Genomic DNA, 26210 nt, shown 5'->3' on the forward strand with positions numbered 1-26210 from the left:
GTTTTTCTTATCATTACTGATAAGACTTAACTGACGTTTTCCCAACGCATCAATCAAGGGTTTCTCTTACGAGAGAATATGGTGGAGGGGGACGGATTCGAACCATCGAAGGCGGAGCCGGCAGATTTACAGTCTGCTCCCTTTGGCCACTCGGGAACCCCTCCAGGGTGTTTTTCTTATCACTGCTGATAAGACTTAACTGACGTTTTCCCAACACATCAATCAAGGGTTTCTCTTATGAGAGAATATGGTGGAGGGGGACGGATTCGAACCATCGAAGGCGGAGCCGGCAGATTTACAGTCTGCTCCCTTTGGCCACTCGGGAACCCCTCCAGGGTGTTTTTCTTATCACTGCTGATAAGACTTAACTGACGTTTTCCCAACGCATCAATCAAGGATTCCTCTTACGAGGAGAATATGGTGGAGGGGGACGGATTCGAACCATCGAAGGCGGAGCCGGCAGATTTACAGTCTGCTCCCTTTGGCCACTCGGGAACCCCTCCAGGGTATTTTTCTTATCACTACTGATAAGACTTAACTGATGTTTTCCCAACACATCACTTAAGTGCGGAGCGCATCTTATCAAACTCGCTCCCTCTGTAAACTGTTTTTTTAGTAAATTGAATTGAATGCTGTCTTTTTCGGCAAACTCGCAACTTATTGAGCGTTTTAGTCGCTTAAGTCACAGTGTGCCTTACACTTTTACTGGCAATCTTTACGTTCCTTGACGTTCAAGTTGCGTATCACTCGCTACAATATAGCTAGATTTTCTAAACACTAAGCCAGATCATGAATAAAAACACTGTATTTTCATTGACATTACTGACGCTACTTATCCATAGCGCAGGGTTATCCGCTCAAGAGCCAGCGCAATCTCCTGCGATTTCTGTGGTCACTGAGCAAGTTCAATCGCAGCAGATTTCTCAATCGCTTTCTTTAGTCAGCAAGCTCAAAGCTCAACAATCGGTAGAAATGGCCGCAGAAGTGGCGGGCAAGGTCAATTTGATTGCCGTGCAAGCCAATCAGCAGGTGAAAAAAGGTCAGTTATTGATCCAGTTAGAGGATGATAAAGCCCAAGCTGCAGTGGTGGAAGCGAAAGCTTATCTGCAAGATGAGCAGCGTAAATTAACCGAATATGAACGCTTACTGAAACGTAATGCGATTACGCCAACCGAAATTGATGCGCAGCGTGCCAGTGTGCAGATCGCGCAAGCGAGATTGGATGCGGCGCGCGCTAATTTGGCCGATTTACATATCACGGCTCCGTTTGAAGGTACGGTCGGCTTTATCGATTTTAGCCGTGGCAAATGGGTGAGTGCTGGTGCAGAGCTAGTGACCTTGGATGATTTATCGCTAATGCAGCTCGATCTACAGATCCCAGAGCGCTATCTGCCACAGATCAGCGATGGTATGGCAGTACAAGGGATCAGCGATGCTTGGCCTGCTCATCAGTTTGTTGGTTCGGTGGTGGCCGTGGATTCACGCATCAACCAAGAGACGCTCAATTTGCGGGTGCGAGTGCATTTTCCTAATCCCGATCAGCGATTAAAGCCCGGCATGCTGATGTCAGCGCGGATCAATTTTCCTGAAATTAGCGCACCGATTATCCCGGTGCAAGCATTGGAATACTCGGGCACTAAACGTTTTGTCTACGTGATTGGCGACGATAATCTGGCCCAACGCCGTGAAGTGATACTAGGCGCGCGGGTTGAAAATCAGGTGGTGATTGAACAAGGTTTGGCGATAGGTGAAAAAATTGTCGTGCAAGGTATCGTCAACATGCGCGATAACGCACGGGTTACCGAAGTGACCGTCGAAGGGCGTCCGCTGAAAAAGGATGACAAATAATGTGGTTGTCAGACGTTTCAGTTAAGCGCCCAGTCGCGGCGCTAGTTCTGAGTATGTTGCTGTGTGTGTTTGGCTTGGTGTCATTTAGCCAACTCGCAGTGCGTGAAATGCCGGATATTGAAAACCCAGTCGTGTCGGTTTCAACCCGTTATCAAGGTGCTTCCGCTACGATTATTGAAAGCCAGATCACCAGCGTGCTAGAAGATCAATTGGCCGGCATCAGCGGTATTGATGAAATCACCTCAATCAGCCGTAACGGTATGTCACGCATTACCGTGACCTTTGAGCTGGGTTACGATCTCAATACCGGGGTGAGTGATATTCGTGATGCAGTGGCGCGGGCACAGCGCTCCTTGCCTGACGAGGCCGATGATCCACAAGTGTTCAAAAACAACGGTTCTGGCCAAGCTTCGGTGTATATCAATCTCAGCTCATCGGATATGGATCGCACCCAACTGACCGATTACATTGAGCGGGTTCTGCTTGACCGTTTCAGTTTGATCTCGGGAGTGAGCTCAGTCGATGTCTCCGGTGGCTTATACAAAGTAATGTACGTGCGCTTGAAGCCAGAATTAATGGCCGGGCGTGGTGTGACCACCAGTGATATTACTGATGCGCTAAATAAAGAGAATATTGAAAGCCCTGGTGGCGAAGTGCGCAATGATTCAACTGTAATGTCAGTGCGTACCGCGCGTGGTTATCAATCGCCGGAAGATTTTCAATATTTGGCGGTGAAGCGGGCGAGTGATGGCTCATCGGTGTATCTGAAAGATGTTGCGGATGTATTTATTGGTGCCGAAAACGAAAATTCGACCTTTAAAAGTGACGGTATTGTCAACGTCAGCATGGGGATTGTGCCGCAGTCGGATGCCAACCCACTGGAAGTGGCGAAACGAGTACACCAAGAGGTCGATAAGGCGCAGCAATTCTTACCGAAAGGCACCCGTTTAGCGATTGACTATGACTCGACCGTGTTTATTGAGCGTTCGATCAGTGAAGTTTATAGCACGCTGTTTATCACGGGTGGTTTAGTGGTGCTGGTGCTGTACATCTTTATTGGGCAATTGCGTGCGACGTTAATCCCAGCGGTGACGGTACCCGTTTCACTGATATCCGCCTTTATGGCGGCGTATTACTTTGGTTTTTCGATCAACTTGATCACCTTAATGGCGCTGATCTTATCGATTGGTCTGGTGGTGGATGATGCGATCGTGGTGGTGGAGAATATTTTCCATCATATTGAGCGGGGTGAAAAACCACTGCTGGCGGCTTATAAGGGCACGCGAGAAGTGGGTTTTGCGGTCATTGCCACCACTTTAGTGTTGGTGATGGTGTTTCTGCCGATCTCCTTTATGGATGGGATGGTTGGGCTACTGTTTACCGAATTTTCGGTGCTGCTGGCGATGGCGGTCATTTTCTCTTCCTTGATTGCGCTGACGTTAACCCCTGTGCTTGGTAGCCATTTGTTGAAGGCGAATGTTAAACCGAGCCGATTCAATTTATGGATTGACCGATTTTTTGCCAAATTGGAGCACGCTTATCGTCTGGTGGTGAGCCGTGCGATCCGTTGGCGTTGGGCTGCACCCGTGGTGATTATGTTCTGCCTGGGTGGCAGTTATGGTTTGATGCAATTGGTGCCTGCTCAGCTCACTCCATCAGAAGACCGCGGGGTTATTTTCGCCTTTGTGCGTGGTGCCGATGCGACCAGTTATAACCGGATGGCCGCCAATATGGAATTGGTTGAACAGCGTTTGATGCCGCTGGTGGGACAAGGCTTTTTGAAATCATTCAGTATTCAATCGCCGGCGTTTGGTGGTAATGCCGGCGATCAAACTGGTTTCGTGATCATGATCCTCGATGACTGGAATGAACGTAGCGTTACCGCACAACAAGCGCTAGGCCAAGTGCGTAAAGCTTTGGCGGGTATTCCTGATGTGCGAGTTTTCCCATTTATGCCCGGTTTTCGCGGTGGCTCAAATGAGCCAGTACAGTTTGTGCTCGGCGGCTCCGATTATTCAGAGCTAAAAACGTGGGCGGAAAAGTTAGAACAAGCGGCTGAGCAGTCACCATTTATGACGGGTGCCGATATTGATTATTCGGAACAAACCCCAGAATTAGTGGTGACTATCGATAAACAACGAGCGGCAGAACTTGGGATCAGTGTTAAATCGATCTCCGAGACCCTAGAGGTGATGCTCGGCGGTAAAAGCGTTACTACTTTTGTTGAGCGTGGTGAAGAGTATGACGTTTATCTGCGTGGTGATGAAAACCGCTTTAACAATGCGGCTGATTTAAGCCAAATTTATCTGCGTACTAGCGCGGGTGATCTGGTGACGCTGGATACGGTGACGCGCATCGATGAAGTGGCATCTGCAATCCGTCTTGCCCACTACAACAAGCAAAAATCGGTGACGGTGACCGCCAACTTGGAAACGGGTTACACCTTAGGTCAAGCACTTGATTTTCTTGACCAACAGGCATTGGAGCTATTACCAAGTGATATTTCGGTCAGTTACTCGGGAGAGTCGAAAGATTTCCGCGAGAATCAATCGAGTGTTGCAATTGTGTTTGGCTTAGCGCTGCTGGTAGCGTATTTGGTATTGGCGGCTCAGTTCGAAAGCTTTATTAACCCATTGGTGGTGATGCTAACGGTGCCTATGGGCCTATTTGGTGGTTTACTTGGCCTGTTTGTGATGGATCAAGGCATGAACATCTATAGCCAGATCGGTATGATCATGTTGATTGGTATGGTGACTAAGAACGGTATTTTGATTGTCGAATTTGCCAACCAGCTACGTGATCGTGGCATTGAGTTTGAAAAGGCGATTGTCGATGCTTCGGCACGTCGCTTGCGCCCAATTTTGATGACTGCGTTTACTACCTTGGCTGGATCTATCCCATTGATTATCTCTACTGGTGCTGGCTATGAGAGCCGGATTGCGGTTGGTACAGTGATTTTCTTTGGAATGGGATTTGCCACCATCGTCACTTTGCTGGTGATCCCTGCGATGTATCGTTTAATCTCAGGTTCTACTCAAGCGCCTGGGCATGTCGAAGCTGAACTTAATCATGAGCTACAGCTTGATGTAAAAGGACGCGCTCAGCACTAGCAGGCCGAGCTGCCCACTACCACGTTATGTGGTGGTGGGCTTTTCATTTCACCAATGTCAATCCTCATCGTTAAGTAAATGTCACCTGTCGTATTTTTGATTCAAATTGGTGACGCTCAATTCTAATAAAATAAATCAAACGACTTTTATTATACTGCTTTCGTTCTAATTAATATCCAGCTCAATTTTGAGACACACATCATCGGTAAGGTTGGGATAAGCTAACCATCAGTTTTTACCAATAAGTTAGAACCTATGCTGAAATCATAATAAAGCTTGTATTGAAATATGAAGACGAAACCTTTATCGATACTGATCGTTTGTACGGGTAATTTATGTCGTTCACCGATGGCTGAAATTATTTTACGTGAAAAAATTCGCCAGCAGAATTTGAATATTAAAGTCAGCAGTGCAGGGATGTTAAATACACAGCGAAAACAGCCTGATCAAAAAGCACAGCAAGCGATACAGTATTATGGCTATCACACAGGATTTAATCCGGTGCGGCAAATCAATCAACAAGATTTTATTGAGCATGATTTTATCTATGCGATGGACCGAACCCATTTGGCAGATTTGCTCGATCGATGTCCAGTGCATCATAAACATAAACTAGCCCTGTTCCTGAGCCAAGCAGCTCGGCTGGAGCGAGAGGTCCCAGACCCTTACCAAGGGGCGTGTGATGTGTTTCTGCGCACTGCACTATTGATTGAGTCTGGGGCAATCGCATTAATTGATTATTGGCAAAAGATGGGATTAGGCGCCCATGAGGTTAACCCATTAAACAAGAATAAATAACGGAGTATCGTATATGGATATGATGAATCAAACAAAGCAAGGTAAAGCGAAAGTTTAGTAATTTCTTTAACTAAAGAATTAAAGCGATCACCACCGTTGAATAGCGTAGCCCTTCTGTCTGATGGCTTGGTTAAATACGAGATTATTTTAAATTGAGTTAATAATCTATATGCGTATTAATCAGGCAAATTAGGCTGTGAAGTTTGTTTGTTTGTTTGTTTGTTTGTTTGTTTGTTTGTTTGTTTGTTTGTGGTGATGGTGAGCCATGTTTTATTCGAACATGTCTAATTGGCTGGTAAAAACTAATGCTAAATAATTAGTTTTGTTAAAGCTGTTGTTTATGTTGCTACTCATTATTAATGGGTATTAATTACTGTTGCTTGGATTTAATGGAATTCCCTTTAAGGAATATTTACGGAATTGAAGAGGATATAGGGACGTGAAGAAGGTTCTCATCGTATTTGGTACCCGCCCTGAAGCGATCAAAATGGCACCATTGGTTTTGCAACTGAGCCAAGATAGTCGTTTTGAAGTCAAAGTGTGTGTCACTGGGCAGCATCGCGAAATGCTTGATCAAGTATTGCAGCTGTTTGCTATCACGCCAGATTTTGATCTCAATATCATGCAGCCGGGGCAAACCCTCAATGGTGTCACGAGCAAAATTTTGCTCGGGATGCAGCCGATATTGAGCAGTGAGCAGCCTGATGTGGTTTTAGTTCATGGCGACACTGCGACCACATTTGCCGCTTCGTTAGCCGCTTATTATCAACAAATTCCAGTTGGGCACGTCGAAGCTGGTTTAAGAACGGGCAATCTTTATTCGCCTTGGCCTGAAGAGGGCAACCGCAAGCTAACCGCCGCGTTGACCGAGTACCATTTTGCCCCCACCGAAACCTCGCGCGACAATTTATTGCAAGAGAATTACTCCGCGCAAAAAATTTTTATCACTGGCAATACCGTGATTGATGCTCTGCTCAAGATCCGCAATAAAATCCGCGCCGATGCCGATCTGCAAGCCACGCTAGAGAGTCAGTTTGCGCAGTTGGATGCCAGTAAGAAACTGATTTTGGTTACCGGGCATCGCCGTGAGAGCTTCGGTGGTGGTTTTGAACGTATCTGTTACGCCTTGCGCAATACTGCCGCTCGCCATCCTGAATGCCAAATTCTCTATCCGGTACATCTCAATCCGAATGTGCGTGAGCCTGTGAATCAGTTACTGCGCGGGATCAGCAATATCATGCTGATTGAGCCACAGCAGTATCTGCCTTTTGTCTATTTAATGGATCGCGCGCACATCATTTTGACCGACTCCGGCGGTATTCAAGAAGAAGCGCCATCACTGGGCAAACCGGTATTGGTGATGCGTGAAACAACCGAGCGCCCGGAAGCGTTAGCCGCAGGTACAGTGAAATTAGTCGGAACCGATCCACAACAAATTTGTGCCGCACTGAGCTCACTGCTGACCAATCAACAAGCGTATCAAGCGATGAGTCAAGCTCACAACCCATACGGGGACGGTCAAGCCTGTCAACGTATTGCCGACATTTTAGCGAAATCGATGAATTAGGGGATAGAAGATGTTTAGTAAAGTTTCAGTGATTGGTCTGGGCTACATTGGGCTGCCAACCGCGGCAGTATTGGCTTCGCGTGGCCTCGATGTGGTAGGGGTGGATGTCAATGCTCATGCGGTGGAAACTATCAACAAGGGAGAAATTCATATTGTTGAGCCGGATCTCGATATTGTGGTGCGCAGTGCGGTGATGACCGGCAAGCTTAAAGCAACCTTAACTGCCGAACCTGCGGATGCCTTCTTGGTGGCCGTTCCGACCCCATTTAAAGGCGACAATCACGAACCCGATCTGAGTTACATCGAAGCGGCGGCAAAAACCATTGCTCCGGTACTGGCTAAAGGCAACTTAGTGGTATTGGAAAGTACCTCCCCAGTGGGAGCCACGGAACAATTGACCCAATGGTTGGCGCAAGCGCGGCCTGATCTGACCTTCCCGGCCCAGAAGGGCAGCTCAGCAGATATTAAAATCGCCTATTGCCCAGAGCGAGTGTTGCCGGGATATGTTCTACAAGAATTGGTCAGCAATGACCGCGTGATTGGTGGCATTAGCAAAGCGTGTAGTGAAAAAGCCGTCGCACTATACAAAACCTTTGTTAAAGGTGAGTGCATTGTAACTAACGCACGTACGGCTGAAATGGCCAAATTGACCGAAAACTCATTTCGTGACGTCAATATAGCCTTTGCCAATGAGCTGTCATTGGTGTGTGACAAGTTAAAAATTAACGTGTGGGAGTTGATCCGTTTAGCCAACCGCCATCCTCGGGTGAGCATTTTAAGCCCCGGCCCTGGCGTCGGTGGGCACTGTATCGCAGTCGATCCGTGGTTTATTGTGAATAGTTGCCCAGCGCAAGCACAATTGATCCGCACCGCGCGTGAAGTCAATGATGGCAAGCCACATTGGGTGGTTGAGCAAGTTCAGCAGGCAGCAGATCAATTCAAAACCCCGATCATCGCTTGTTTAGGTTTGGCGTTTAAAGCGGATATTGACGATTTACGTGAAAGCCCAGCCTTAGACATTACTCATCACCTAGCACAAAGTCAGGTCGGCCAATTGCTCGCCGTTGAGCCTAATATCACCGACTTGCCGAGCAAACTCGCCAAGCAAGGTGTTGAGTTAGTGTCGTTAGAACGAGCACTAGAACTGGCTAATATTATTGTGGTGTTGGTTGATCATAAAGAGTTTAAAGCGGCGGATAAAACTGAATTTGCCAAGAAAGTAGTGATCGATACACGCGGAGTGGTGGCATGAGTTCACCTTGGGTGCTGATTAAAGCCGATCTTTATCGGCACCCAGTAACGCTGGAAATAAATTTATGAAAAAAATACTACTGATAGTCCCCCTTACTACCCTTGAGTGGGGAACGAAAAATGCAGGTGGTGTTGATTCCGTATGCCAGATGTTGGTGCGCGAGTTAGCTTCTAAAATAACACAATATCGTTATCGTATTCTTGCATTTGATCCAACCAATCAAGAGCCATTTACCGTTCAACCTATTGTTCTTTCTGAACAAGTCGAAGTGATATTTGCACCAGCAAATGAATCACGTATGGGCTTGCCTTTACCTAGTATTGTCACTGGCTGGCTACGAGTTAGGGAGCAGATAGTGCAGTATCAACCAGATATAGTGCATGCACACATGAATAGCTGGATGATCGGCCTTGGTAGCCAGACCAAGAATATTTTAACACTTCACTCTTATAAAAAAATAGGACGCAAATCGGTATCGTTTAGTAATGACTTTTTATACGAGAAAATCGTCCCATTACTAAGTGAATTTTCATCTGATATATTTACCTGCGTTGGGGGTGAATTAAAACATTTCCTAAGTAAAGATACCAAAAAATCGATCCGTGCAATATATAACCCTATAGATTTTAGATATTTTTCTGATTCAAAAAGAAATCAACCTAGAAATACAGAAGGAATAACATTAGTTACCTGTGCTCTTATTTCTCGAAGAAAACGCGTAGACTTAATTTTAGATTTAGTGAGAGAAATTAAAAAAACAGGCAGAAAGGTGACTTTAAGAGTGATTGGACCTAATGTCGATCGCATTTATTTTTCTGAGCTTGAGAAGTTAATTGAGCTGTGGGGGCTTTCCGATAATGTTATTTTTCTTGGAAAGTTGAATCAGAACCAGATTATTCAACAATATAACAACTCTGATATTGGTGTGTTTTTGTCTGCTCAGGAAACTTTTGGGCTAGCTCCTTTGGAGATGCTGGCTGCAGGATTGCCTCTAATCGCAACGCCGGTTGGAATACTGGGTGAGCGGCAAGATGAGTTTGCCAAACTTGGTGTGGTTTTTATGAAGGAGAGTGAGCAAGCGGCTGTCGCCCAGAGTATTGACCAGATTAAATTGGCCAATACTCACGCGGCTAGAACTTACCTGCGAGAGCAGTTTGCGGTAGAAAATGTGGTTGAGCATTATCAAAGTTTGTATCGAGAGGTGCTGCATTGATTGGCCAATTACTGCGCTATGCACCAGTGCAAGTCTTCTCGGCGCTGAGCGTATTTTTGTTGATTGCTATTCAAACCCGTTTTCTGACTCCGGAAAATTATGGTTTGTTAGCGGTGAGTATGGTGGTATTAGAACTGGTACGTGCTTTTACTACCCAATGGCTGAATACATCGATGTTACGCCTCTATCCGATCTACTCAGCTCAAGAACAGCAACAGTTAGTACAATCCATCTCTCTCACGGTATTGTTTGGCGGATTGGTTGGCTTTGTGGTGATCGCATTTGCTCTTTATGCCAACCAGCAGTTGAATGGAGCGCTACTATCCATACTGTGCTTGCTTTTGTCCGTAAAATCGCTGTTTCAATACCAATTGGAATTAGCACGGTTAAATGAGCGCTTGAGTGCTTATCGTCAAGCCATTTTGCTGCAATCTATTTCTGTGGTGGTACTTTCTTTAGGTTGGCTTGCCTATTCAGCGACGATTGAGTCGGCACTGCTATCTTTAACTTTAAGCTATGGCATTGGTGCATTGATCTTTGGGCTGCCTAGTCAACCGAAGTGGCATCGCCTGATGTTGCAGCGTTTGTTTGCCTATGGGATCCCGATCATGTTAGCTGGGGGGATCGGTGTGATCGGTGGGCGTATCGATCGGCTATTTATCGCTCATATTAGCGGTATGCAGCAAACTGGCATTTATGCAGCACAAGCGAACTTATTAGCAGGTGTTCTTGGGTTGGTGTTTATGGTGATTGCACTACCGCTTTATCCCAATTTAGCCAAAGTCAGTGCCGATCGCTCGGTGTTACAGCATCAGCATCAAACGTACCTTCATTTACTTTTGACGCTCACCGTACCTGCGGTGATCGGTTTGGGTTTATTGCAGCAACCACTGATTAAATTGTTATTAGGGGAGCAATATATGACTGGTTCACCAGCGCTATTTTGGGTACTTGCACTAGCCGTTTATACGATTAATTTTAAGGCACACTATTTAGAACACGGTTTACAGTTTTTATTGCAACCTGGCAAGTTACTGTGGATTTCGCTCATCGGATTAACCTGCAGCGTACTGCTTTTGCCGAGCATGTTGCATCGGTTCGGGATATTTGGTGCAGCATTAACATTACTGATGGTGAGTGTGCTACTGGCTTTGCTCGTTTTTTTATGCGCATGGCGTGCTGGGTATCGCTATTCGCTAGGTAGCGATGGCATTAAGGTGCTGATCGCAGCAGCAGTGATGGGCGGCTACTTATTCCAAATCCTCAAGCTTCCATTATCTATTAATCCATTGCTGGCATTGAGCGGTTATATCGTGTCGTCGATTGCTGTGTATGGCTTGAGCTTATGGCTGTTTAATCCATTTAAAGCTCGCCAGCGCTTGACCAATTGGTGGATAAGATCTTGAGTGAAGACAATTTAAGCCGCTGGCTGGCGGTAATTATGGTCAGTGGATTTATTCTCGGTGCTTTTTTACTAGAGAATATTGGCATTAGCTATGTTGCTGAAGGTGGTCATCCGCTGACGAAAATTCATCTGTATTCCTATCTCACTATGCTGCTGGTGATGGTTTGCTTGGTTCGAGTTGGGGTGTTGGAGTTTTTGCGCCCATTACAGCAACTAGCTAAGCCATGGTGGGTGGCAATATTATCCATCTTGGCTGTCATGGGATATGGGTTTATGCGGTTTGGTACCTCAGGACTTGCGTACTTAATCGATACTTTATTCGTACCGTTATTGTTGCTTCCTCTATTGGTTCGGCTTTCGTTATCGGCTCGTGAGCAATTGCTCACACTATTAGCCCATTTATTACTGCTGAATGCCGCGATTGCAATTATCGAGTTGATGGTTGGGCAGAGCATTATTGCGGTTGAAATTGGCGGTTTTTCGGTGTTTCGCTCGACGGCGTTTTTAGCTCATCCTTTGAATAATGCTTTGATTACGGCAGCGTTAACCCCGCTATTGATGCGCTATAGCGCGATACCTAGCGTACTTTATGTGGCTTTTGCGATCTTAGCTCTGTTTGCTTTTGGCGGTCGATCTGCACTCGGTATTTTTCTGTTGGGTAATGTGTGGTTAGCGTTACCGAGTATGTGGGCTTTTATCACCCAAGGTGTGGCTTATTCCAAATTGAAATTCGCTTATTTGCAGGCGCTGACTTATTGCTTGGTGATCGTAGTTAGTGTGATGCTGATTGTTACACCGATTGGTGAGCGAATTTTCTCTAAGTTATATCTCGATACGAGTGCTGAAGCGCGCTTGGATGTATTCATCTTGCTTGAACAGCTCTCTGTTTCGGAATGGCTATTTGGGGCAAGTCATGGGCTACTGAATGATATTGCGTTTTATATTGGCATCAATGTAGTGGAAAACTACCTGATTGGCTGGATATTGAATTTTGGTATTTTTGGTTGCATAGCCCTATGGCTGGCCTCGTTTATTGTGCCTGTGAAGCTTGTTTGGCAGCAACCACTGGCCAACCAAATCAGCTTACTAAGCTTTGTACTGATTTCGATGACCAATAATGCTTTAACCGTCAAAACACCAGCACTAATGCTGCTGGTTTTCACGTTGGCCTGTTGTTATCGAGGGCCTGAACGCTCTGTGGTGAAGCGAGTGCAATAGGAGGTTGATCATGTTGCTATATAGAGTTGGGCATATTGCCTATCAGCATAAGGTCCCCCTTTTGCCGCAGTTGTGCAACGTTTTGATTCGTTTGATACACAATTGTGCAATTTATAGCCAGTCCAAAATTGGCCGGGGTACCGTGTTTGGTTATGGCGGTATTGCGGTAGTGATCCATCGCCGCTGCGTGATCGGTAGTCAGTGTGTGATTGGTAGTAATGTCACCATTGGTGGTCGTTCTCGCTCTTACGGTGTTCCCGTGATTGGTGACCATGTCTACATTGCGACAGGTGCCAAAATACTCGGTGATATTCGCGTCGGTGATGGCGCTGTGATTGGTGCGAATGCAGTGGTACTGGCTGATGTGCCTGCGTACAGCGTCGTGGTCGGGATTCCCGCCAAAGTGATTAAAACCGGAATTAATCCAAAGGACTTTTACTAATGTTTACCAGTTCATTCTATGTCAAAGCACCAATCTGGCTGCAAAACGTCATGCTTTCTGTGCGGGCGCTTTCACGCAAAATGGTTAGAGAAAACGGTGAGATGCGCGCGGTGTTGCAAGAGATCCAAGCTAACGAATTTTCACGGACTCATTTAGCCGATTATCAGCAGATTCAGCTACAAAAAACCTTGGCGAATGCTCGTAACCATGTGCCGTTTTATCAGGATTTAGATGTGCCTAATCTTGAGCTTGAGGTTTTCCCTTATCTGGATAAAACCCTATTACGCAGTGATCACGCACAGTTCATCTCACATAACAAACCTTCAGTGGTAGTACATGGGGCAACCAGTGGTACCACAGGTACACCGTTGACTATCTTGCAAGACATGCAGTCGGTGATCCGTGAGCAAGCCTTTGTCGAAAGACAGTTGGCTTGGGCTGGCTATCGTAAAGGTGATAAACGTGCTTGGCTACGTGGAGATATGGTGGTGCCATTGAGCCAAAAGCAAGGCCCATTTTGGCGCTACTCGTGGTTTGAACAGATGATTGTTCTGTCATCATTCCATCTCACTGCACAAAGCATCCCGAGTTATCTGCAAGCCATGGTCAATTTTGGAGTAGAGATAATCCAAGCTTACCCGTCTTCGATTGCAGCTTTAGCTCGCTATTTAGAGGCGAAACAAAGTTACTACCCGGCCAAGCTCAAATCGATCATCACCTCTTCTGAATCCTTATCAGCAGAAGATAGACAAATTATTGAAACGCGTTTTGGCTGCAAAGTGTTTGACTGGTACGGGCAATTTGAACGAGTTGCGGCGATTGGCCAGTGTGAGCACGGGCGCTACCACCTGTTATCTGATTATTCGTATGTTGAATTACTGCCGGCGGGAGAAGGTCGCTATGAACTGGTGGGGACTAATTTTAACAACCACTATTTTCCATTGATCCGTTATAAAACCGGTGATCATGTTTATTTAGATAAACATGATAGTTGCCCTTGTGGCCGCGTGTTTCCTGTTATTCAACGTATTGATGGACGAATTGGCGACTATCTGTTGGGGGAAGATGGACAAAAAGTGCATATCCTTAATCATATTCCCAAAGGGGTCGCAGGGGTTATTGCTTGCCAATTTGTACAACATCAACGGCAACATATTGTGGTGAAAGTTGTTGCTGAAGCTGAGCAATTTAATCTGGAACAGCAACGGAAATTAATCAGCAATACTCAAACACGGTTAGGTAGTTCAATTAAGGTTACGGTTGATATGGTTACCGAGCTTGAGCGCAGTGCCAACGGTAAAATTCGCCAAGCCATTTGTACCATTAAGGATGTGCCGTGAGAAAAGCGATCAATCTAATGGTGTCCACCGACCATAAAGGGCTGGGTGGGGTAGCAACGGTGGTGTCAACCTATGCCAATTGCGGTTTTTTAGATGCCAATCAAATCAAATTGATTACCTCCCATTCGAGCTTAGATCAAGCAAACAAATGGCGCATGCTATTGCGTTTTATGTTTGCTCTCTGCCAATTGCTTTACTGTTTTATTGTTTACCGAGTTGGGGTCGTGCATATCCATATGTCTTCCCGTGGCAGTTATTGGCGTAAAGCGATTATCGTACGTTTGGCTAAGCGCTTAGGTGGCAAAGTGATTTTGCATTTACATGGTGCGGAGTTTCGTGATTTCTATCGAGATGAGTGTAATGTAGTTTTGAAAAAGAATATTAAAAAAACTTTTGCGCTAGCCGATCATGTGTTGGTGCTATCAACTCAGTGGTTGAGCTGGGTACAACAAACTTTCGGCCGTTTCCAAGGGGTTTCTGTTCTGTATAACGCTGTCCCCAGTTTGGATTTAGATCGCCAACTCGCCGAGCTCGGTAGTATTGCTTTTCTTGGTCGTTTAGGTGCGCGTAAAGGGGTTGGTGATTTGATCCAAGCGTTTGCCCTAGTAAAACAGCGTTGTCCGAACGCACAGCTTTTTTTAGCCGGTGATGGCGATCTTAACACTTATCAAACGCTCGCTGAGCAGTTAGGGGTAGCCAACGCGGTGCATTGTCTCGGCTGGATCTCCGGCCAAGCGAAGCTCAATTTACTGAGTAAAACCGATATTTATTGTTTACCGAGTTATAACGAAGGTTTTCCGATGGGAGTGATCGAAGCGATGTCAGCTGGGATTGCGGTTGTTGCCAGTCGAGCGGGCGGGATCCCCGATGCGATTACCGATGGTGACCAAGGCCGCTTAGTGAATGCTGGCGATGTGGCAGGACTGGCTCTGGCACTGGGTGATCTGATTGAGAATAGAATAGAAAATCAACGTGTTGCTGCCGAAGGTAAGCAAAAGTTTAGCGAAAACTTCTCATTGCAGGCAGTTATCCCACAGTTACAAACTCTTTACGATGAGCTTTTAACATCATGAAATTATCCACGATTAGTCACATTAGCCAAGTTTTACTTGACCAAGCTCGAGCGGAACAGTTTGCCGGCTATGATCCATTTGATGGCCTGAACTCAAGCTGGTTTGATTGGTTACCGGTAGGTAAAGATTCGCTCTTTGGATTGGCTTGGATCCAGCTATTCAAGCGCTCGCCGTTTAATCTTCGCCCATGGTTTGGCGTGCCTAAAGCACGTAATCCTAAAGGGGTGGCTCTATTTATCCTTGGCTTGATTGAACACTACCAAGTGACCTCAGATCCGGCGTTATTAACGGAGGCCGAGCGACTTGCCGAATGGCTGATTAGCCAACGTTGTGATCAAAATACCTGGCATGGTGCCTGTTGGGGATATCATTTTGACTGGAAAGCGCGCGCGTTTTTTGTGCCTAAAGGCAAGCCTAATGTGATCACCACTGTTTATGTCTGCCGTGCCTTACATCGGTTAGGAAGTATTACTGGTCGTAGCGATTGGGTTGCACTAGCGCTCAGCAGTGGTGAGTTTATTACTCAACATTTATTGACGCAAAATGAGTGGGGTGAATTTTTTGCTTATATCCCCGGAGAAAGCGCATTTGTGCACAATGCCAGTTTATGGGCAGCGGCGTGGCTCGCAGTAGTCGGTAGTGAAACCGGGCGAGCGGAATACCGCCAGCTTGCGTTACGTATTGCACGTAACAGTGCGCAAGCTCAGGCTAGCGATGGTAGCTGGGCTTATGGCACGCGTCATCACCATCAATTTATTGATGGCTTTCATACCGGCTATAACCTCGAAGCGTTGCATCTTTTGCGTAGTGTATTAGTGACCAGAGAATTTGATGCCGTGATTGCCCAGGGGTTAGCGTTTTATCGACAACACCTGTTGGCGGAAGATGGTACCGCTAAGTATTACCATAACAACCCTTATCCACTTGACCCGCATTCGGTTGCACAAGCGATTATCACGTTGTTGACCATCGGTGATGGTGAGAGTGATATTGTTTTGGTTGAGCGCACTATCCAGCGTGCGGTAGCCACATTGTATCTACCTGATCGAGGTCAGTTTGTTTATCAGCGTAACCGACATTCAGTGAATCGCATTCACTACACGCGTTGGACTCAAGCATGGATGTATTTGGCATTACGCTTGTCTTTAACTCACAGTAACAAGGAGTAGCAAATTGAAACGTATAAATATGCTTGGTAGCCCAATGGATGTGGCTTCAATGGCGGAAACCGTTGCGCTGATCCGTGAACGTATTTTGCGCCACGAGTTTACACAGCATGTTGTGGTCAATGTCGCGAAATTAGTCAACATGCGCAAGGATCAGCAATTAGCTCAATCTGTCACCGAGTGTGATTTGATCAATATCGATGGTATGGGCGTGGTCTGGGGCGCGCGTTTTCTTGGTCACACGGTACCTGAACGAGTCGCAGGTGTTGATTTATTCTTAGAGCTCAATGCGATGGCTGAAAATGAACAGCTTGCGGTATTTTATTTGGGTGCAAAACCGGAGATTGTGGCAAAAACTGCGGCGGTTATGCAGGAGAAGCATCCTCAATTAACTATCGCCGGATACCATCACGGCTATTTTTGGGATGATGAACAAGCGATCGTTGAGAAAATTAGTCAATCAGGCGCACAGCTGCTGTTTGTCGCGATTACCTCTCCGAAAAAAGAAAATTTTATCAACCGCTGGAAAGATAAGTTAGGCGTTTCTTTTGTCATGGGCGTTGGGGGCACATTTGATGTGGTGGCCGGACATGTATCTCGTGCGCCTTTGTGGATGCAAAAAGGAGGCTTAGAATGGTTTTATCGCGTATTACAAGAGCCTAGAAGAATGTGGAAGCGTTATTTATTGACGAATAGTCAATATATTTGGATGCTGCTGGTTGAAAAGTTTACCATTTAAAAAGAAAAAATAATCCCTTTGTTTATTTGTTCTTTTTTATTTTAATTATTTTGAATGACAATTAAGTAATCAGTTATGAAGTCTAGTAGTGTAAGTTTGTCTTATTTTCGATAAGCGTAAATGCTTTTATCAAACTGGCGTGTTTTTATTATGATTTACCTTTAATATTGACATTGGCTTGATACCAAAATGACACATTGATGCACATTAAGATGTTGCTCTTGGTTGCTCATTGATGGCAGATAATACGCTGGGTACAGGCCTAACCATTTACTTTTACAAGGAAAGGTAAACAATATGAAAATCCGTCGAACTTATCTAGCTGCATGTTGTGCATTGTTATTTTCATCAGCTTCTTTTGCCGATGAAACTTGTAGTATTACTCCTGAGGTAACATTAAATCAGAATCAACTACCTAGTGAAGGTGGCTATATATCCACACAGTTGTCAATTGCTAATGAAGATTGTGGTAGCGTAAAATTTAAATATTGGCTTTCAGTGACTGGTCCTGATGGCCTTTATTTTCCTGCTAAAGCGGTAGTTGGGGGAGATACCTCACCAATCGAGTCAGAGCAAGGTCTACGTGAAGGAAGTAACTTAAATATTACTCGTGGTATTTGGGTTCCAGAATATATGAGAGATGGTAAATATACCGTTTCTTTACAGGTTGTAACCCAAGACGGTAAGATCTTTAATAGTGATGAAGATTTTGCCAAAGGGGTCGATTTTAATAGCTTGCCCGCAATTGATGGTGTCACACTTGAAGTGACCAACCAGCTAGATATTAAAAATGTAGCGAGTACTGGTGGTTATGTGCCATTTTCAATTAATGTTGAAAATGGACGCGATACTCAAGCTAAAGTGGAATTCTGGATGAGCGCCATTGGCCCTCATGGCTTGGTTATTCCTGTTCATGCTCGAGAAAAGTGGACGATCGCTTCCGGAGCTGACTATTCTAAAGTAAGAGGTTTTTGGTTCGAAGAAGGTTATCCTGCGGGGTATTATGTTATTAAGACTGAAATGGTAGATTTGGAGTCTGGTGCAAAAACAGAATCACTGCTATTGGTCATTAAGGACTAATCTTCCGATCTGCGATGTTACTGAAACTGAGGCATATATAAAAGATGCCTCAGTTATTTTATCTGGTTATACCCTTCCTACTTGAAGCTGCAGCGGTGTTGGCGACGTTCGTTCACCCCAATCACCCCAATCACATAGTTTGCCTATGCTCATGGGGACTCACTCACTTGCCGCCTACCTGCAACTCCAAGTTGTTTGGGTATATTCATTTTTCTGAGTTGTTTTCTATAGTTATATTGGTGGTTTTGTTGTCTATAGATAGAAACTGGCTAGATGGTGTTAGGTTATAATGGTTGTTTTGGATTTGAACATGGTCGAAAGATAAAACACTATCTTGAGTTGTTGTTCTAATGATGGCTTTATATTGATCTTCTATCTTGTTTTTTCCATTTTTAAAATGGATGTTATTAAAGATATTTTTTTCGATTTGAATGTTTTTTATTGGCTGCTTTGCAATGGTTTTTTTACCAAAACTTTGTAATCTTATGCCTTGTTGAATAGTGTCAAACGTATTACCTATAATCGAGATATTACCCCATTGAATTTCTTTTGTTGTTCTTGGATTTGGGTAAATATTTATTGCAAATCCAAGGATATTATCAAATTTATTATTGAAATAGCTGACATCAGAATAGTAACTCACTTCATTAGCCGTTCCATTGATATCTGCAAATGTGTTGTTGGTTACTTTTGCTCCGCGCGTTTCTGCGCGAGCAGAAAGCTTTAACTTACAACCAATAAATTGATTATTATCAATCAGGATGTTTTGTGTGCCTGCCTTTTCGGTTCCGGAGGTTGCTTGGGTGGTTGTGACTTGCGCACAATCTTTAAACTTATTACCTCTGACGATGATGGAAGTGGAGCCTGGTTGATTGGAATGGTCATTACTGGCAGTGGTGATGCGTAATCCGGCATCACCAAAGTGGTTAAATTGGTTGTGTATGATCCGGCTACCTTTAGTACTGCCTAAATAGATGCCTTGTTCTCCCCATACCGGTTGTTGATTACCATTATTAATGCCTTCGAAATGAATCGATTGCAGTGTTAGGTTTTGGGTGTAAGCAATATGCAGTAAATATTCTCCAGCAAATGGAGTGCATTTTTTTAAATGGCTACCATCTACACCACTGATAGTGATGTCATTTTTTTGTTTCAGGTGCAGCATTCTGCAAATTTGATATTCACCTGATGGAATGGTCAATATATCGCCATTGCTTAACTGATCTAGGGCATCTTGAAAGGCCGATGAATCATCAAGCCCATCATTGGCGATGGCACCAAAATCGGTCACATCAAAAGGATTAGCGCTAGCTAAACTGGAAAAGCTTAATAATAGCGCGAGAGCGCTTAATTGATAATGCACCGTGTGATCCTCTGGTGAGTTAGCCATTTACGTTCACAGCCATGATGGATTGGCAGTAGGTAGGGCTGATATTAGCTTACGGTTCAACTAAAACTTTTCCTAATTGTGATTATTTTCATTGTTTCTCAAAAATAATTCATTTGAACGATATTGTTTTTATTTGTTTCTTATATTTGAAATTATAACTAAAGTTTATTTTCAGTATAAACCTTAGTTTTGATTTTTGTACTAGGATTGGCTTGTAATTTAATGGTTTTTCTTTCTATCTGTTTGTTTTTTTATTTGTTTTTATTTGTTTTGTGCTTTTTGATTAATTTGATACTAATGATTTTTACTGTGTTGCTTAGTTGGTGATATACATTATGTCTTACAAATGATGCATGTTTTTCTATCAATAAAGATGTAGCCTGTATCCCAGATGTCTCATACGTTAAGATTATTTATTGATGGTGTTTGTTTTTCTATTTTCTACATTTGATGTGGCAGGTTGGATAACATGATTCGATAAGGAGAAAGTGTGATGAAAGAAAAGAGTAGAATTCGGATTACTCATTATCAAGGGAAATTCTTTTATCGACTGATCGATATTTTTTTTATTTTGTTGGTTATGTATCTTGCGGTAAAAGTTAATCAGCATGTAGTTACCATGGCTTATATCTCATTGGCTTTGTTGGGTGGGCTTTTTTATTCATATATTGCTGAAAGTTTAGATATTTACAGTGATTGGCGTACAGCAAAGTTGCGATCTTTATCATTACATACGGCATTCTGTTGGGCTGCAACAATTGCTTGTCTTACCTTGCTAGGTTATTTTTTAAAAGTGAGTATCGACTTTTCCCGTCTAGTCATTGGTAATTGGTTTATTGGTACTTTTATTGTATTGATTGGCTGGCGTATATTGGCATTTGCCACTGTTTATTACATGCATAAAAAAGGCTTACACACTAGAAACTCAGTCATTATTGGTATGACAGTTCAGGGCAAAGAGTTAGCGGCGAATCTCATTCATAACCCTGAATTAGGGATTGTGATGCAAGGTTTTTATGATGATCGTGAACCTGCGCGCCTTGAAGATGGAGCACCAGTATTAGGCAGTATTAATGATGCGTTAAATCTAGCCAAAACTGGACAGGTGCAAAATGTGTACATTGCCTTGCCGATGCAGGCTCAGCATCGGATTAGCCAAATTCTAGAGGCGTTTTCTGATAGCACAGTCAATACCTATATCGTGCCTGATTTTTTTACATTCAATTTATTGCACTCACGTTGGTACACGATTGGCGATGTTAATGCCTTTAGTATTTTTGATAGCCCATTTAATGGACTATTGAACTGGGTTAAACGCTTTGAAGACTTGGTGCTGAGCAGCCTGATCTTGCTGTTGATTAGTCCTGTGTTATTGATGGTGGCGCTTGGCGTCAAGCTTAGCTCGCCGGGGCCGATCATCTTTAAACAAAATCGTTATGGTCTGGATGGTAAGCCGATCCAAGTATGGAAATTTCGCAGTATGCGGGTGATGGATAATGGTAGCCAAGTATTGCAAGCCACTAAAGGTGATCCACGAGTGACTCGATTTGGGGCTTTTATCCGCCGTACTTCATTAGATGAATTACCGCAATTTTTTAATGTGCTGCAAGGCAGTATGTCGATTGTCGGGCCAAGACCACATGCTGTGGCACATAATGAGCAATACCGCACCATTGTTAACCGCTACATGCTACGCCATAAAGTCAAACCGGGCATTACCGGATGGGCACAGATCAATGGTTGGCGTGGTGAAACGGATACCTTAGATAAGATGGAGCAACGAATACGCTTTGATCTCGATTATATTCACCGTTGGTCGCTGTGGTTCGATCTCAAAATTGTTTTTCTGACTATTTTTAAAGGCTTTGTGGGCAAAAATGCCTATTAAGTCAGTACTTACTTGAATGGCCCATGTGCGACAGGTGAATCAATATGGAATTCAATAAAGGTAGGCAAAGGGAAGTAATGAAATGGACATCTGTGGTGACCGCTAGTTTAATGATACAGGCATTATGTTATGTGTCGTCGGCTGAGGCGAAGCCAACACCGAACCCGATCGTGACCGCATCAGGGGTGGCGATAGTACCTCAGCTTAATTTAACCAGTGGTTACAACGACAATTTGGCGAAATCTCACCGCCAGCAAGACAGCTCCGCTTTTACCATTATTGAACCCGGAGTCGGGTTAAGGTTTGAGCCGCAAGGCAATCAAACTGAAGTTAGCTATCGGTTACGCAATGGGCGCTATTTTAGCTCCGAGCAAGATAATTTTACCGACCATTTTCTCGATCTTTCTAGCCAGTGGCCGTTGAATTCACGTCATCGTTTCGCTTTGCAATATCACTTAGCATTAGCCCATGAAGGACGTGGTGATAACGATACTACGCTTGGCCTAGCGTATAACCAGTATGATAGCCATACACTTAATTTTGGCTATGGTTTTGGTGCTACCCAAGCGGTAGGTCGTGTTGAGACCAATCTAGCTTGGCAGGATTTTCGTTACCAAAATAACCGTACAATTACCCAATATCAGGACTGGGAGGAGTGGCGTTTTAACTCGACCTTTTACTATCAGGCTTGGCCACGCACTTCATTGATTGCACAGGTGATCGCCAACTCGCGTCGCTATGACTTAGTGGAGCCTAAGTCTAGTAGTAAAGATAATGATCATTACTTTGCTTACGTTGGGGCGTTTTGGGATGCCACCGGTAAATTGCAAGGCAGTGCCAAACTGGGTTATCAGCAAAAAGAGTTTGTTGCCACCAGCCGCAAGGATTTTGATTCTCTATCGTGGGATGTCGATGTGACTTACCAAATTCGCACCTATTCAGCATTGCAACTGTTGACGCATCGCCGCTCGACAGACTCTGATGGTGACGGCGATGCCATCGATGCGCAAACCTACCAAGCCAGTTGGTCGCACAATTGGAATGCTAAGTGGCAGACTGTCGCGCAATGGACTCAAGTTGATGAAGCCTACACCGTTTCCGAGCGTGAAGACCAAACCACCAAGGCGAGTTTAAATCTCAGTTATGATTTTCGGCGCTGGTTAACCTTTAACGTTGGGGTTGGCCGCGAAAGCAAAGACGCTAGTTTTGATCGACTCAGCTATAGTCAAAATGTTTATTTACTGTCCATTTACGGTGTGATGTAACCCACTATGAAGTCTCTATTCTCTTTTGTGCTCTGCTTGTTACTGCCAGTTCTAGCGATAGCCAATGATGGTTTTTATCGTTTGGGAGTTGGCGATCAAATTCGGATCCAAGTCTATGACGAACCTGAGCTCTCTTTTGAAACTCGGGTCAGTGACAATGGTACGTTGGATTATCCATTTCTTGGCAAAATTAATTTGAAAGGTCAAACCTTAGAACAGGTCAAAACTGAGATTCATGATGGTTTGCAGGATGGATATCTGCTCAATCCAAATGTGTCGGTATCTATCCTCGAATATCGCCCTTTCTTTGTGAATGGCCAAGTGATGAAGCCTGGTAGCTACCCATACCATCCCGGTTTGACGGTTAATCAAGCGATCACTATCGCGGGGGGATTCACTGAACGCGCCTCAAAAACCAATCTATTTATTGCTAATAACGATGATCTTGAGGCAAAACCACTCAAAGTCACGTTACTGAGTAAACTTCAACCGGGTGACATATTGACTGTCTCCGAAAGCTTCTTTTAATTTTAGGGTGTAACGGTACACAAGATGGCAGGTAAACAATTCACTCAAGAAGAAGTCATTGATATTCGTCAGTATTTCAATGTGCTGCTTAGCTACAAATGGCGAATTTTGCTGTTTTCAACTTTAGTCACCGCAATAAGCTTATTGCTCGTGCTCTCAATGCGTTCAGAGTACACCGCCCGAGCCACGATTTTGATTGAATCGACACAAGCGAAAGCGGTATCGATTGAAGAGGTATATGGGCTCGATACCAAAAGTCAGGAATACTATTTAACTCAAATTGAAATTCTTAAATCGGATGCGATTGCAGAGCAGGTCATTCAGCGTTTAGCTTTACAGAGTCACTCTGAATTCGACCTTACTGCGCAAAATAATCGTTTATCCGAGTTAAAAGAGCAGATCTTGCAGTGGTTACCGATACTTAACCGCTTCAAGCCACAAAATGTGGAGCAAGATCCAGAACAATTGGCATATCGTCAAAATCGCCTAGTGTTATATAAGTTCAAGCTGGGTATGGAGATTGTTCCGATCCGTAAAACGCAGTTGGTCAATATTTACTATACCGCGGGAGATCCTCAATTAGCGGCTAACATCGCCAATGAGATCGCTCGGGTTTATATGGATAGCCATCTGGAAGCGAAGTTGGAAGTGGAATTAAAAGCCAACACTTGGCTCAATACCCGTATGGAAGAGCTGCGTGAAAAAATGCGCAGTTCTGAGACTCAACTGCAGGCATTTTTACAAGCCGAAGGTTTAGTGGATGTGCAAGGCGTGGAAGGCTTAGCAACCCAGGGGCTGGAAGAGCTGACTTCACAGATGAACCGAGCGCGCGATCGTCGTGTCGCCGCAGAAACCCTGTATTTGGTCGCTAGCAGCTATAGCAAAAATGATCGCGATATCACTGCGCTCTCATCCATTCCAGAAATTTCCAACCATCCGACCATTCGAGATTTGAAGGTTGCAGAGGTCGATGCTGAGCGTAAAGTCTCTGAATTTTCTAAGCGTTATGGTCCGAAACACCCGAGATTGAAATCGGCGCAGGCACAGCTAGATGCGGTGCGTAACAATCTGCGCGCTGAGCTTAGGCAGTTGCTTAATGGTATCAACAATGAGTTACAGGGAGCAAAGCAGGCGGAACTGGCACTGCAGGCGGAATTTAAGCAGCGTAAATCAGAATTTCAAACTCTAACCGTCAAAAATGCCAAATTTTCAGAACTCAAACGCGAAGTGCAAACTAACCGTGAGTTGTTTGATCTATTCTTAGCTCGCCAAAAAGAAACCAGTGCTTCAGGGGATTTTAATACCACTATTGCCCGCTTTACTGACCAAGCGAGCCCACCGTTAGCGCCGAGTAAGCCGAACAAAAAGCTGATTGTGCTGTTGACGTGGGTGGCATCGTTTGGTTTTGGGTGTGTGTTGGCATTTATTTCTGATGCGATGTCTGACACTTTCACCGATATTAAGCAAGTAGAGAAACAACTGGCGCTGAGTTTATTAGGGGTGATCCCAATGATTGGTAAACGGCGTGCTAAATTAGATGCCAAAGCGTATTTTGATGCGGGCTTACATCAACTCACCGAAGCGGTGCGTACTATCCGCACCAGTTATTTACTGGCTCATGTTAATCAGGGGCAGCATGTGGTGATGTTGACCTCCTGTATACCGGGCGAGGGTAAAACGCTATCCAGTATTAACTTAGCCTTGTCTTTAGCACAAATGGAGAAGACGCTGCTGATTGACTGCGATTTACGTAAGCCAGCGGTTGCCCATCGGTTTGGGATCTCCGGTGCGCAGCCGGGTATCACTAATTTGTTAACCGGGACCCATAGTCTGGCAGATTGTATATATCATGATCAGCAATCTGGGCTAGATATTCTCACTGCGGGGGTTTATACCTCGAATCCGTTAGAGTTGCTGTCATCTTCGAAATTCAGTCACTGGTTAGCGCAATTACGTACTCAATATCAACAAATCGTGATTGATACTCCACCCTGTTTAGCGGTAAGCGACAGCTTTATGCTGGCCAAATACGTTGATTCGGTAATTTTAGTGATTGATGCTCATCATACTCGCACACCGATGGTGCGTGATGTGGTGGGGAAATTGACCCATCAAGCCAGTCGTATTGATGGGGTGATCCTCAATCGCTTGAATGCCAAACAAGCCTCACGCTATAGCGGTTACTATCATCCTCAAGCTTATTATGCTGATTACGCTAAAGCGAGTGCGCGCGAGTAGAAGCCAAAGTGAAAAAGAAAGTTTGTTGGTTTTCAATCAGGGGAAGCGAATGTGGCATGTATTGCGCGCGCTAATTGAGCAGCGTCCAGTCTCTATGCTGCTGTTGTGGGGATTAGCACTAATGACCGCGCTGGCTTCAGGGCTGAAATCATTCGGTTGGCATGCTGATTACGTGAAACAGTTGGAGCTGATGGTTGGCAGCGATTTACACCTGCATGCATTATTAGCCCTGAGCTTAACCTTGGTTGTCTATCGGGTGCTTTCGGCGACCTACGCTAGTTATCAAGGTGTACTATTCGCGGGCGGGATTGTCGCGATCGGTTGTATGGTGGATGAAGCGTTGCAAGCTTTTGCACCGCTACGAACTTTTAGCCTGTTAGATATTTTGGCCAGCTTGATGGGGGTGATGAGCGCAAGTTTATGCAACGCTTTTTGGGTAGGATGGCGGCAACGTAAGCCAGTTGCTGTTCATTAAGCTATCCGGCTTCTAGGCTATACCCTTACTACTTGAAGCTGCAGCGGTGTTGGCGACGTTCGTTCACCCCAACCACATAGTTTGCTTATGCTCATGGGGACTCACTCACTTGCCGCCTACCTGCAACTCCAAGTTTTTTGGGTATATTTAGCTATGTTTACGTGGCTTAACATGC

20 protein-coding genes and 3 tRNA genes are annotated in these 26210 nt (G+C 44.7%); 19 read left to right on the plus strand and 4 right to left on the minus strand.

Annotation, left to right across the window (positions count from 1 at the left end):
• Positions 1-79: 79 nt before the first annotated feature.
• The 3 genes from G7083_RS09645 to G7083_RS09655 all read right to left on the minus strand — a co-directional run bounded on the left by G7083_RS09645 (position 80) and on the right by G7083_RS09655 (position 503).
• Positions 80-164 (minus strand) — tRNA-Tyr (locus tag G7083_RS09645).
• Positions 165-248: 84 nt separating this feature from the next.
• Positions 249-333: transfer RNA gene (locus G7083_RS09650), tRNA-Tyr, on the minus strand.
• Between the two features lie 85 nt (positions 334-418).
• Positions 419-503: transfer RNA gene (locus tag G7083_RS09655), tRNA-Tyr, on the minus strand.
• A gap of 286 nt (positions 504-789) precedes the next feature.
• Here G7083_RS09655 and G7083_RS09660 point away from each other — a divergent pair.
• From G7083_RS09660 to G7083_RS09725, 14 genes are all read left to right on the plus strand, one after another.
• Positions 790-1848: an efflux RND transporter periplasmic adaptor subunit gene (locus G7083_RS09660; protein WP_166014568.1), complete on the plus strand. Its 1059-nt coding sequence runs from the start codon at positions 790-792 to the stop codon at positions 1846-1848.
• A complete protein-coding gene (gene vexH / locus G7083_RS09665; RefSeq protein WP_166014569.1) occupies positions 1848-4958 on the plus strand; it encodes a vibriobactin export RND transporter permease subunit VexH in 3111 nt (1036 codons plus the stop codon). Before G7083_RS09660 ends, vexH begins: the two co-directional genes overlap by 1 nt.
• 288 nt (positions 4959-5246) lie before the next feature.
• The gene (locus G7083_RS09670) at positions 5247-5756 is read left to right on the plus strand and encodes a low molecular weight protein-tyrosine-phosphatase (RefSeq protein ID WP_166014570.1); all 510 of its coding nucleotides are present in this window, start codon (positions 5247-5249) and stop codon (positions 5754-5756) included.
• Between the two features lie 439 nt (positions 5757-6195).
• On the plus strand, positions 6196-7323 hold the full coding sequence (gene vpsA, locus G7083_RS09675; protein ID WP_166014571.1) for a UDP-N-acetylglucosamine 2-epimerase (non-hydrolyzing) VpsA: 1128 nt from the start codon (positions 6196-6198) through the stop codon (positions 7321-7323).
• 10 nt (positions 7324-7333) lie between these two features.
• Positions 7334-8575 carry a UDP-N-acetyl-D-mannosamine dehydrogenase VpsB gene (vpsB, locus tag G7083_RS09680; protein ID WP_166014572.1) on the plus strand — a complete coding sequence of 414 codons (1242 nt, stop codon included), beginning with the start codon at positions 7334-7336 and terminating at the stop codon, positions 8573-8575.
• Between the two features lie 64 nt (positions 8576-8639).
• Positions 8640-9788: a VpsD family glycosyltransferase gene (locus G7083_RS09685; RefSeq protein ID WP_166014573.1), complete on the plus strand. Its 1149-nt coding sequence runs from the start codon at positions 8640-8642 to the stop codon at positions 9786-9788.
• Positions 9785-11194, plus strand: a complete 1410-nt coding sequence (locus G7083_RS09690) for an oligosaccharide flippase family protein (protein ID WP_166014574.1) — start codon at positions 9785-9787, stop codon at positions 11192-11194. Before G7083_RS09685 ends, G7083_RS09690 begins: the two co-directional genes overlap by 4 nt.
• Complete coding sequence (locus tag G7083_RS09695; RefSeq protein WP_166014575.1) at positions 11191-12411, plus strand: VpsF family polysaccharide biosynthesis protein; 1221 nt, start codon at positions 11191-11193, stop codon at positions 12409-12411. Before G7083_RS09690 ends, G7083_RS09695 begins: the two co-directional genes overlap by 4 nt.
• Positions 12412-12421: 10 nt before the next feature.
• On the plus strand, positions 12422-12853 hold the full coding sequence (locus G7083_RS09700; protein ID WP_166014576.1) for a serine O-acetyltransferase: 432 nt from the start codon (positions 12422-12424) through the stop codon (positions 12851-12853).
• Positions 12853-14193 carry an exopolysaccharide biosynthesis protein VpsH gene (vpsH, locus tag G7083_RS09705; protein WP_166014577.1) on the plus strand — a complete coding sequence of 447 codons (1341 nt, stop codon included), beginning with the start codon at positions 12853-12855 and terminating at the stop codon, positions 14191-14193. The genes G7083_RS09700 and vpsH overlap by 1 nt, the downstream gene beginning before the upstream one ends.
• A complete protein-coding gene (gene vpsI, locus G7083_RS09710) occupies positions 14190-15266 on the plus strand; it encodes an exopolysaccharide biosynthesis glycosyltransferase VpsI (RefSeq protein ID WP_206212091.1) in 1077 nt (358 codons plus the stop codon). The genes vpsH and vpsI overlap by 4 nt, the downstream gene beginning before the upstream one ends.
• Entirely contained in the window at positions 15263-16435 is a 1173-nt protein-coding gene (locus tag G7083_RS09715) for an aspartate-semialdehyde dehydrogenase (RefSeq protein WP_166014578.1), read from the plus strand. Before vpsI ends, G7083_RS09715 begins: the two co-directional genes overlap by 4 nt.
• 19 nt (positions 16436-16454) lie before the next feature.
• Positions 16455-17171, plus strand: coding sequence for an exopolysaccharide biosynthesis glycosyltransferase VpsK (gene vpsK / locus G7083_RS09720; protein WP_206212125.1), 717 nt, complete (start codon positions 16455-16457; stop codon positions 17169-17171).
• A 297-nt stretch (positions 17172-17468) separates the two neighbouring features.
• Positions 17469-18251, plus strand: coding sequence for a hypothetical protein (locus G7083_RS09725; RefSeq protein WP_166014580.1), 783 nt, complete (start codon positions 17469-17471; stop codon positions 18249-18251).
• Positions 18252-18456: 205 nt separating this feature from the next.
• Here the strand turns inward: G7083_RS09725 and G7083_RS09730 are convergent, their stop codons facing one another.
• On the minus strand, positions 18457-19614 hold the full coding sequence (locus G7083_RS09730; RefSeq protein WP_240911902.1) for a glycoside hydrolase family 55 protein: 1158 nt from the start codon (positions 19612-19614) through the stop codon (positions 18457-18459).
• A 517-nt stretch (positions 19615-20131) separates the two neighbouring features.
• Between G7083_RS09730 and vpsL the strand changes: the two genes are divergently transcribed.
• From vpsL to G7083_RS09755, 5 genes are all read left to right on the plus strand, one after another.
• A complete protein-coding gene (gene vpsL, locus G7083_RS09735) occupies positions 20132-21529 on the plus strand; it encodes an exopolysaccharide biosynthesis glycosyltransferase VpsL (protein ID WP_206212092.1) in 1398 nt (465 codons plus the stop codon).
• A 77-nt stretch (positions 21530-21606) separates the two neighbouring features.
• Entirely contained in the window at positions 21607-22794 is a 1188-nt protein-coding gene (locus G7083_RS09740; protein WP_166014583.1) for an outer membrane beta-barrel protein, read from the plus strand.
• Between the two features lie 6 nt (positions 22795-22800).
• Complete coding sequence (gene vpsN / locus G7083_RS09745) at positions 22801-23322, plus strand: exopolysaccharide export protein VpsN (protein ID WP_166014584.1); 522 nt, start codon at positions 22801-22803, stop codon at positions 23320-23322.
• Positions 23323-23346: 24 nt separating this feature from the next.
• Positions 23347-25560, plus strand: a complete 2214-nt coding sequence (gene vpsO, locus G7083_RS09750) for an exopolysaccharide regulatory tyrosine autokinase VpsO (RefSeq protein WP_166014585.1) — start codon at positions 23347-23349, stop codon at positions 25558-25560.
• 49 nt (positions 25561-25609) lie between these two features.
• Positions 25610-26035 (plus strand): VanZ family protein, encoded by a 426-nt coding sequence (locus G7083_RS09755; protein WP_166014586.1) that lies wholly within the window; start codon positions 25610-25612, stop codon positions 26033-26035.
• Positions 26036-26210 lie beyond the last annotated feature (175 nt).

Source organism: Vibrio sp. HDW18, from assembly GCF_011306175.1.
GTDB lineage: Bacteria > Pseudomonadota > Gammaproteobacteria > Enterobacterales > Vibrionaceae > Vibrio > Vibrio chanodichtyis.

What these genes read in the sequence shown, in the direction of transcription:
- G7083_RS09660 (WP_166014568.1), top strand. Translation starts at nt 790, where the DNA reads ATGAATAAAAACACTGTATTTTCATTGACATTACTGACGCTACTTATC.
- vpsN (WP_166014584.1), top strand. Translation starts at nt 22,801, where the DNA reads ATGAAGTCTCTATTCTCTTTTGTGCTCTGCTTGTTACTGCCAGTTCTA.
- G7083_RS09670 (WP_166014570.1), top strand. Translation starts at nt 5,247, where the DNA reads ATGAAGACGAAACCTTTATCGATACTGATCGTTTGTACGGGTAATTTA.
- G7083_RS09740 (WP_166014583.1), top strand. Translation starts at nt 21,607, where the DNA reads ATGAAATGGACATCTGTGGTGACCGCTAGTTTAATGATACAGGCATTA.
- G7083_RS09700 (WP_166014576.1), top strand. Translation starts at nt 12,422, where the DNA reads ATGTTGCTATATAGAGTTGGGCATATTGCCTATCAGCATAAGGTCCCC.
- vpsB (WP_166014572.1), top strand. Translation starts at nt 7,334, where the DNA reads ATGTTTAGTAAAGTTTCAGTGATTGGTCTGGGCTACATTGGGCTGCCA.
- vpsK (WP_206212125.1), top strand. Translation starts at nt 16,455, where the DNA reads ATGCTTGGTAGCCCAATGGATGTGGCTTCAATGGCGGAAACCGTTGCG.
- vexH (WP_166014569.1), top strand. Translation starts at nt 1,848, where the DNA reads ATGTGGTTGTCAGACGTTTCAGTTAAGCGCCCAGTCGCGGCGCTAGTT.
- G7083_RS09725 (WP_166014580.1), top strand. Translation starts at nt 17,469, where the DNA reads ATGAAAATCCGTCGAACTTATCTAGCTGCATGTTGTGCATTGTTATTT.
- vpsO (WP_166014585.1), top strand. Translation starts at nt 23,347, where the DNA reads ATGGCAGGTAAACAATTCACTCAAGAAGAAGTCATTGATATTCGTCAG.
- G7083_RS09715 (WP_166014578.1), top strand. Translation starts at nt 15,263, where the DNA reads ATGAAATTATCCACGATTAGTCACATTAGCCAAGTTTTACTTGACCAA.
- G7083_RS09685 (WP_166014573.1), top strand. Translation starts at nt 8,640, where the DNA reads ATGAAAAAAATACTACTGATAGTCCCCCTTACTACCCTTGAGTGGGGA.
- vpsH (WP_166014577.1), top strand. Translation starts at nt 12,853, where the DNA reads ATGTTTACCAGTTCATTCTATGTCAAAGCACCAATCTGGCTGCAAAAC.
- G7083_RS09755 (WP_166014586.1), top strand. Translation starts at nt 25,610, where the DNA reads ATGTGGCATGTATTGCGCGCGCTAATTGAGCAGCGTCCAGTCTCTATG.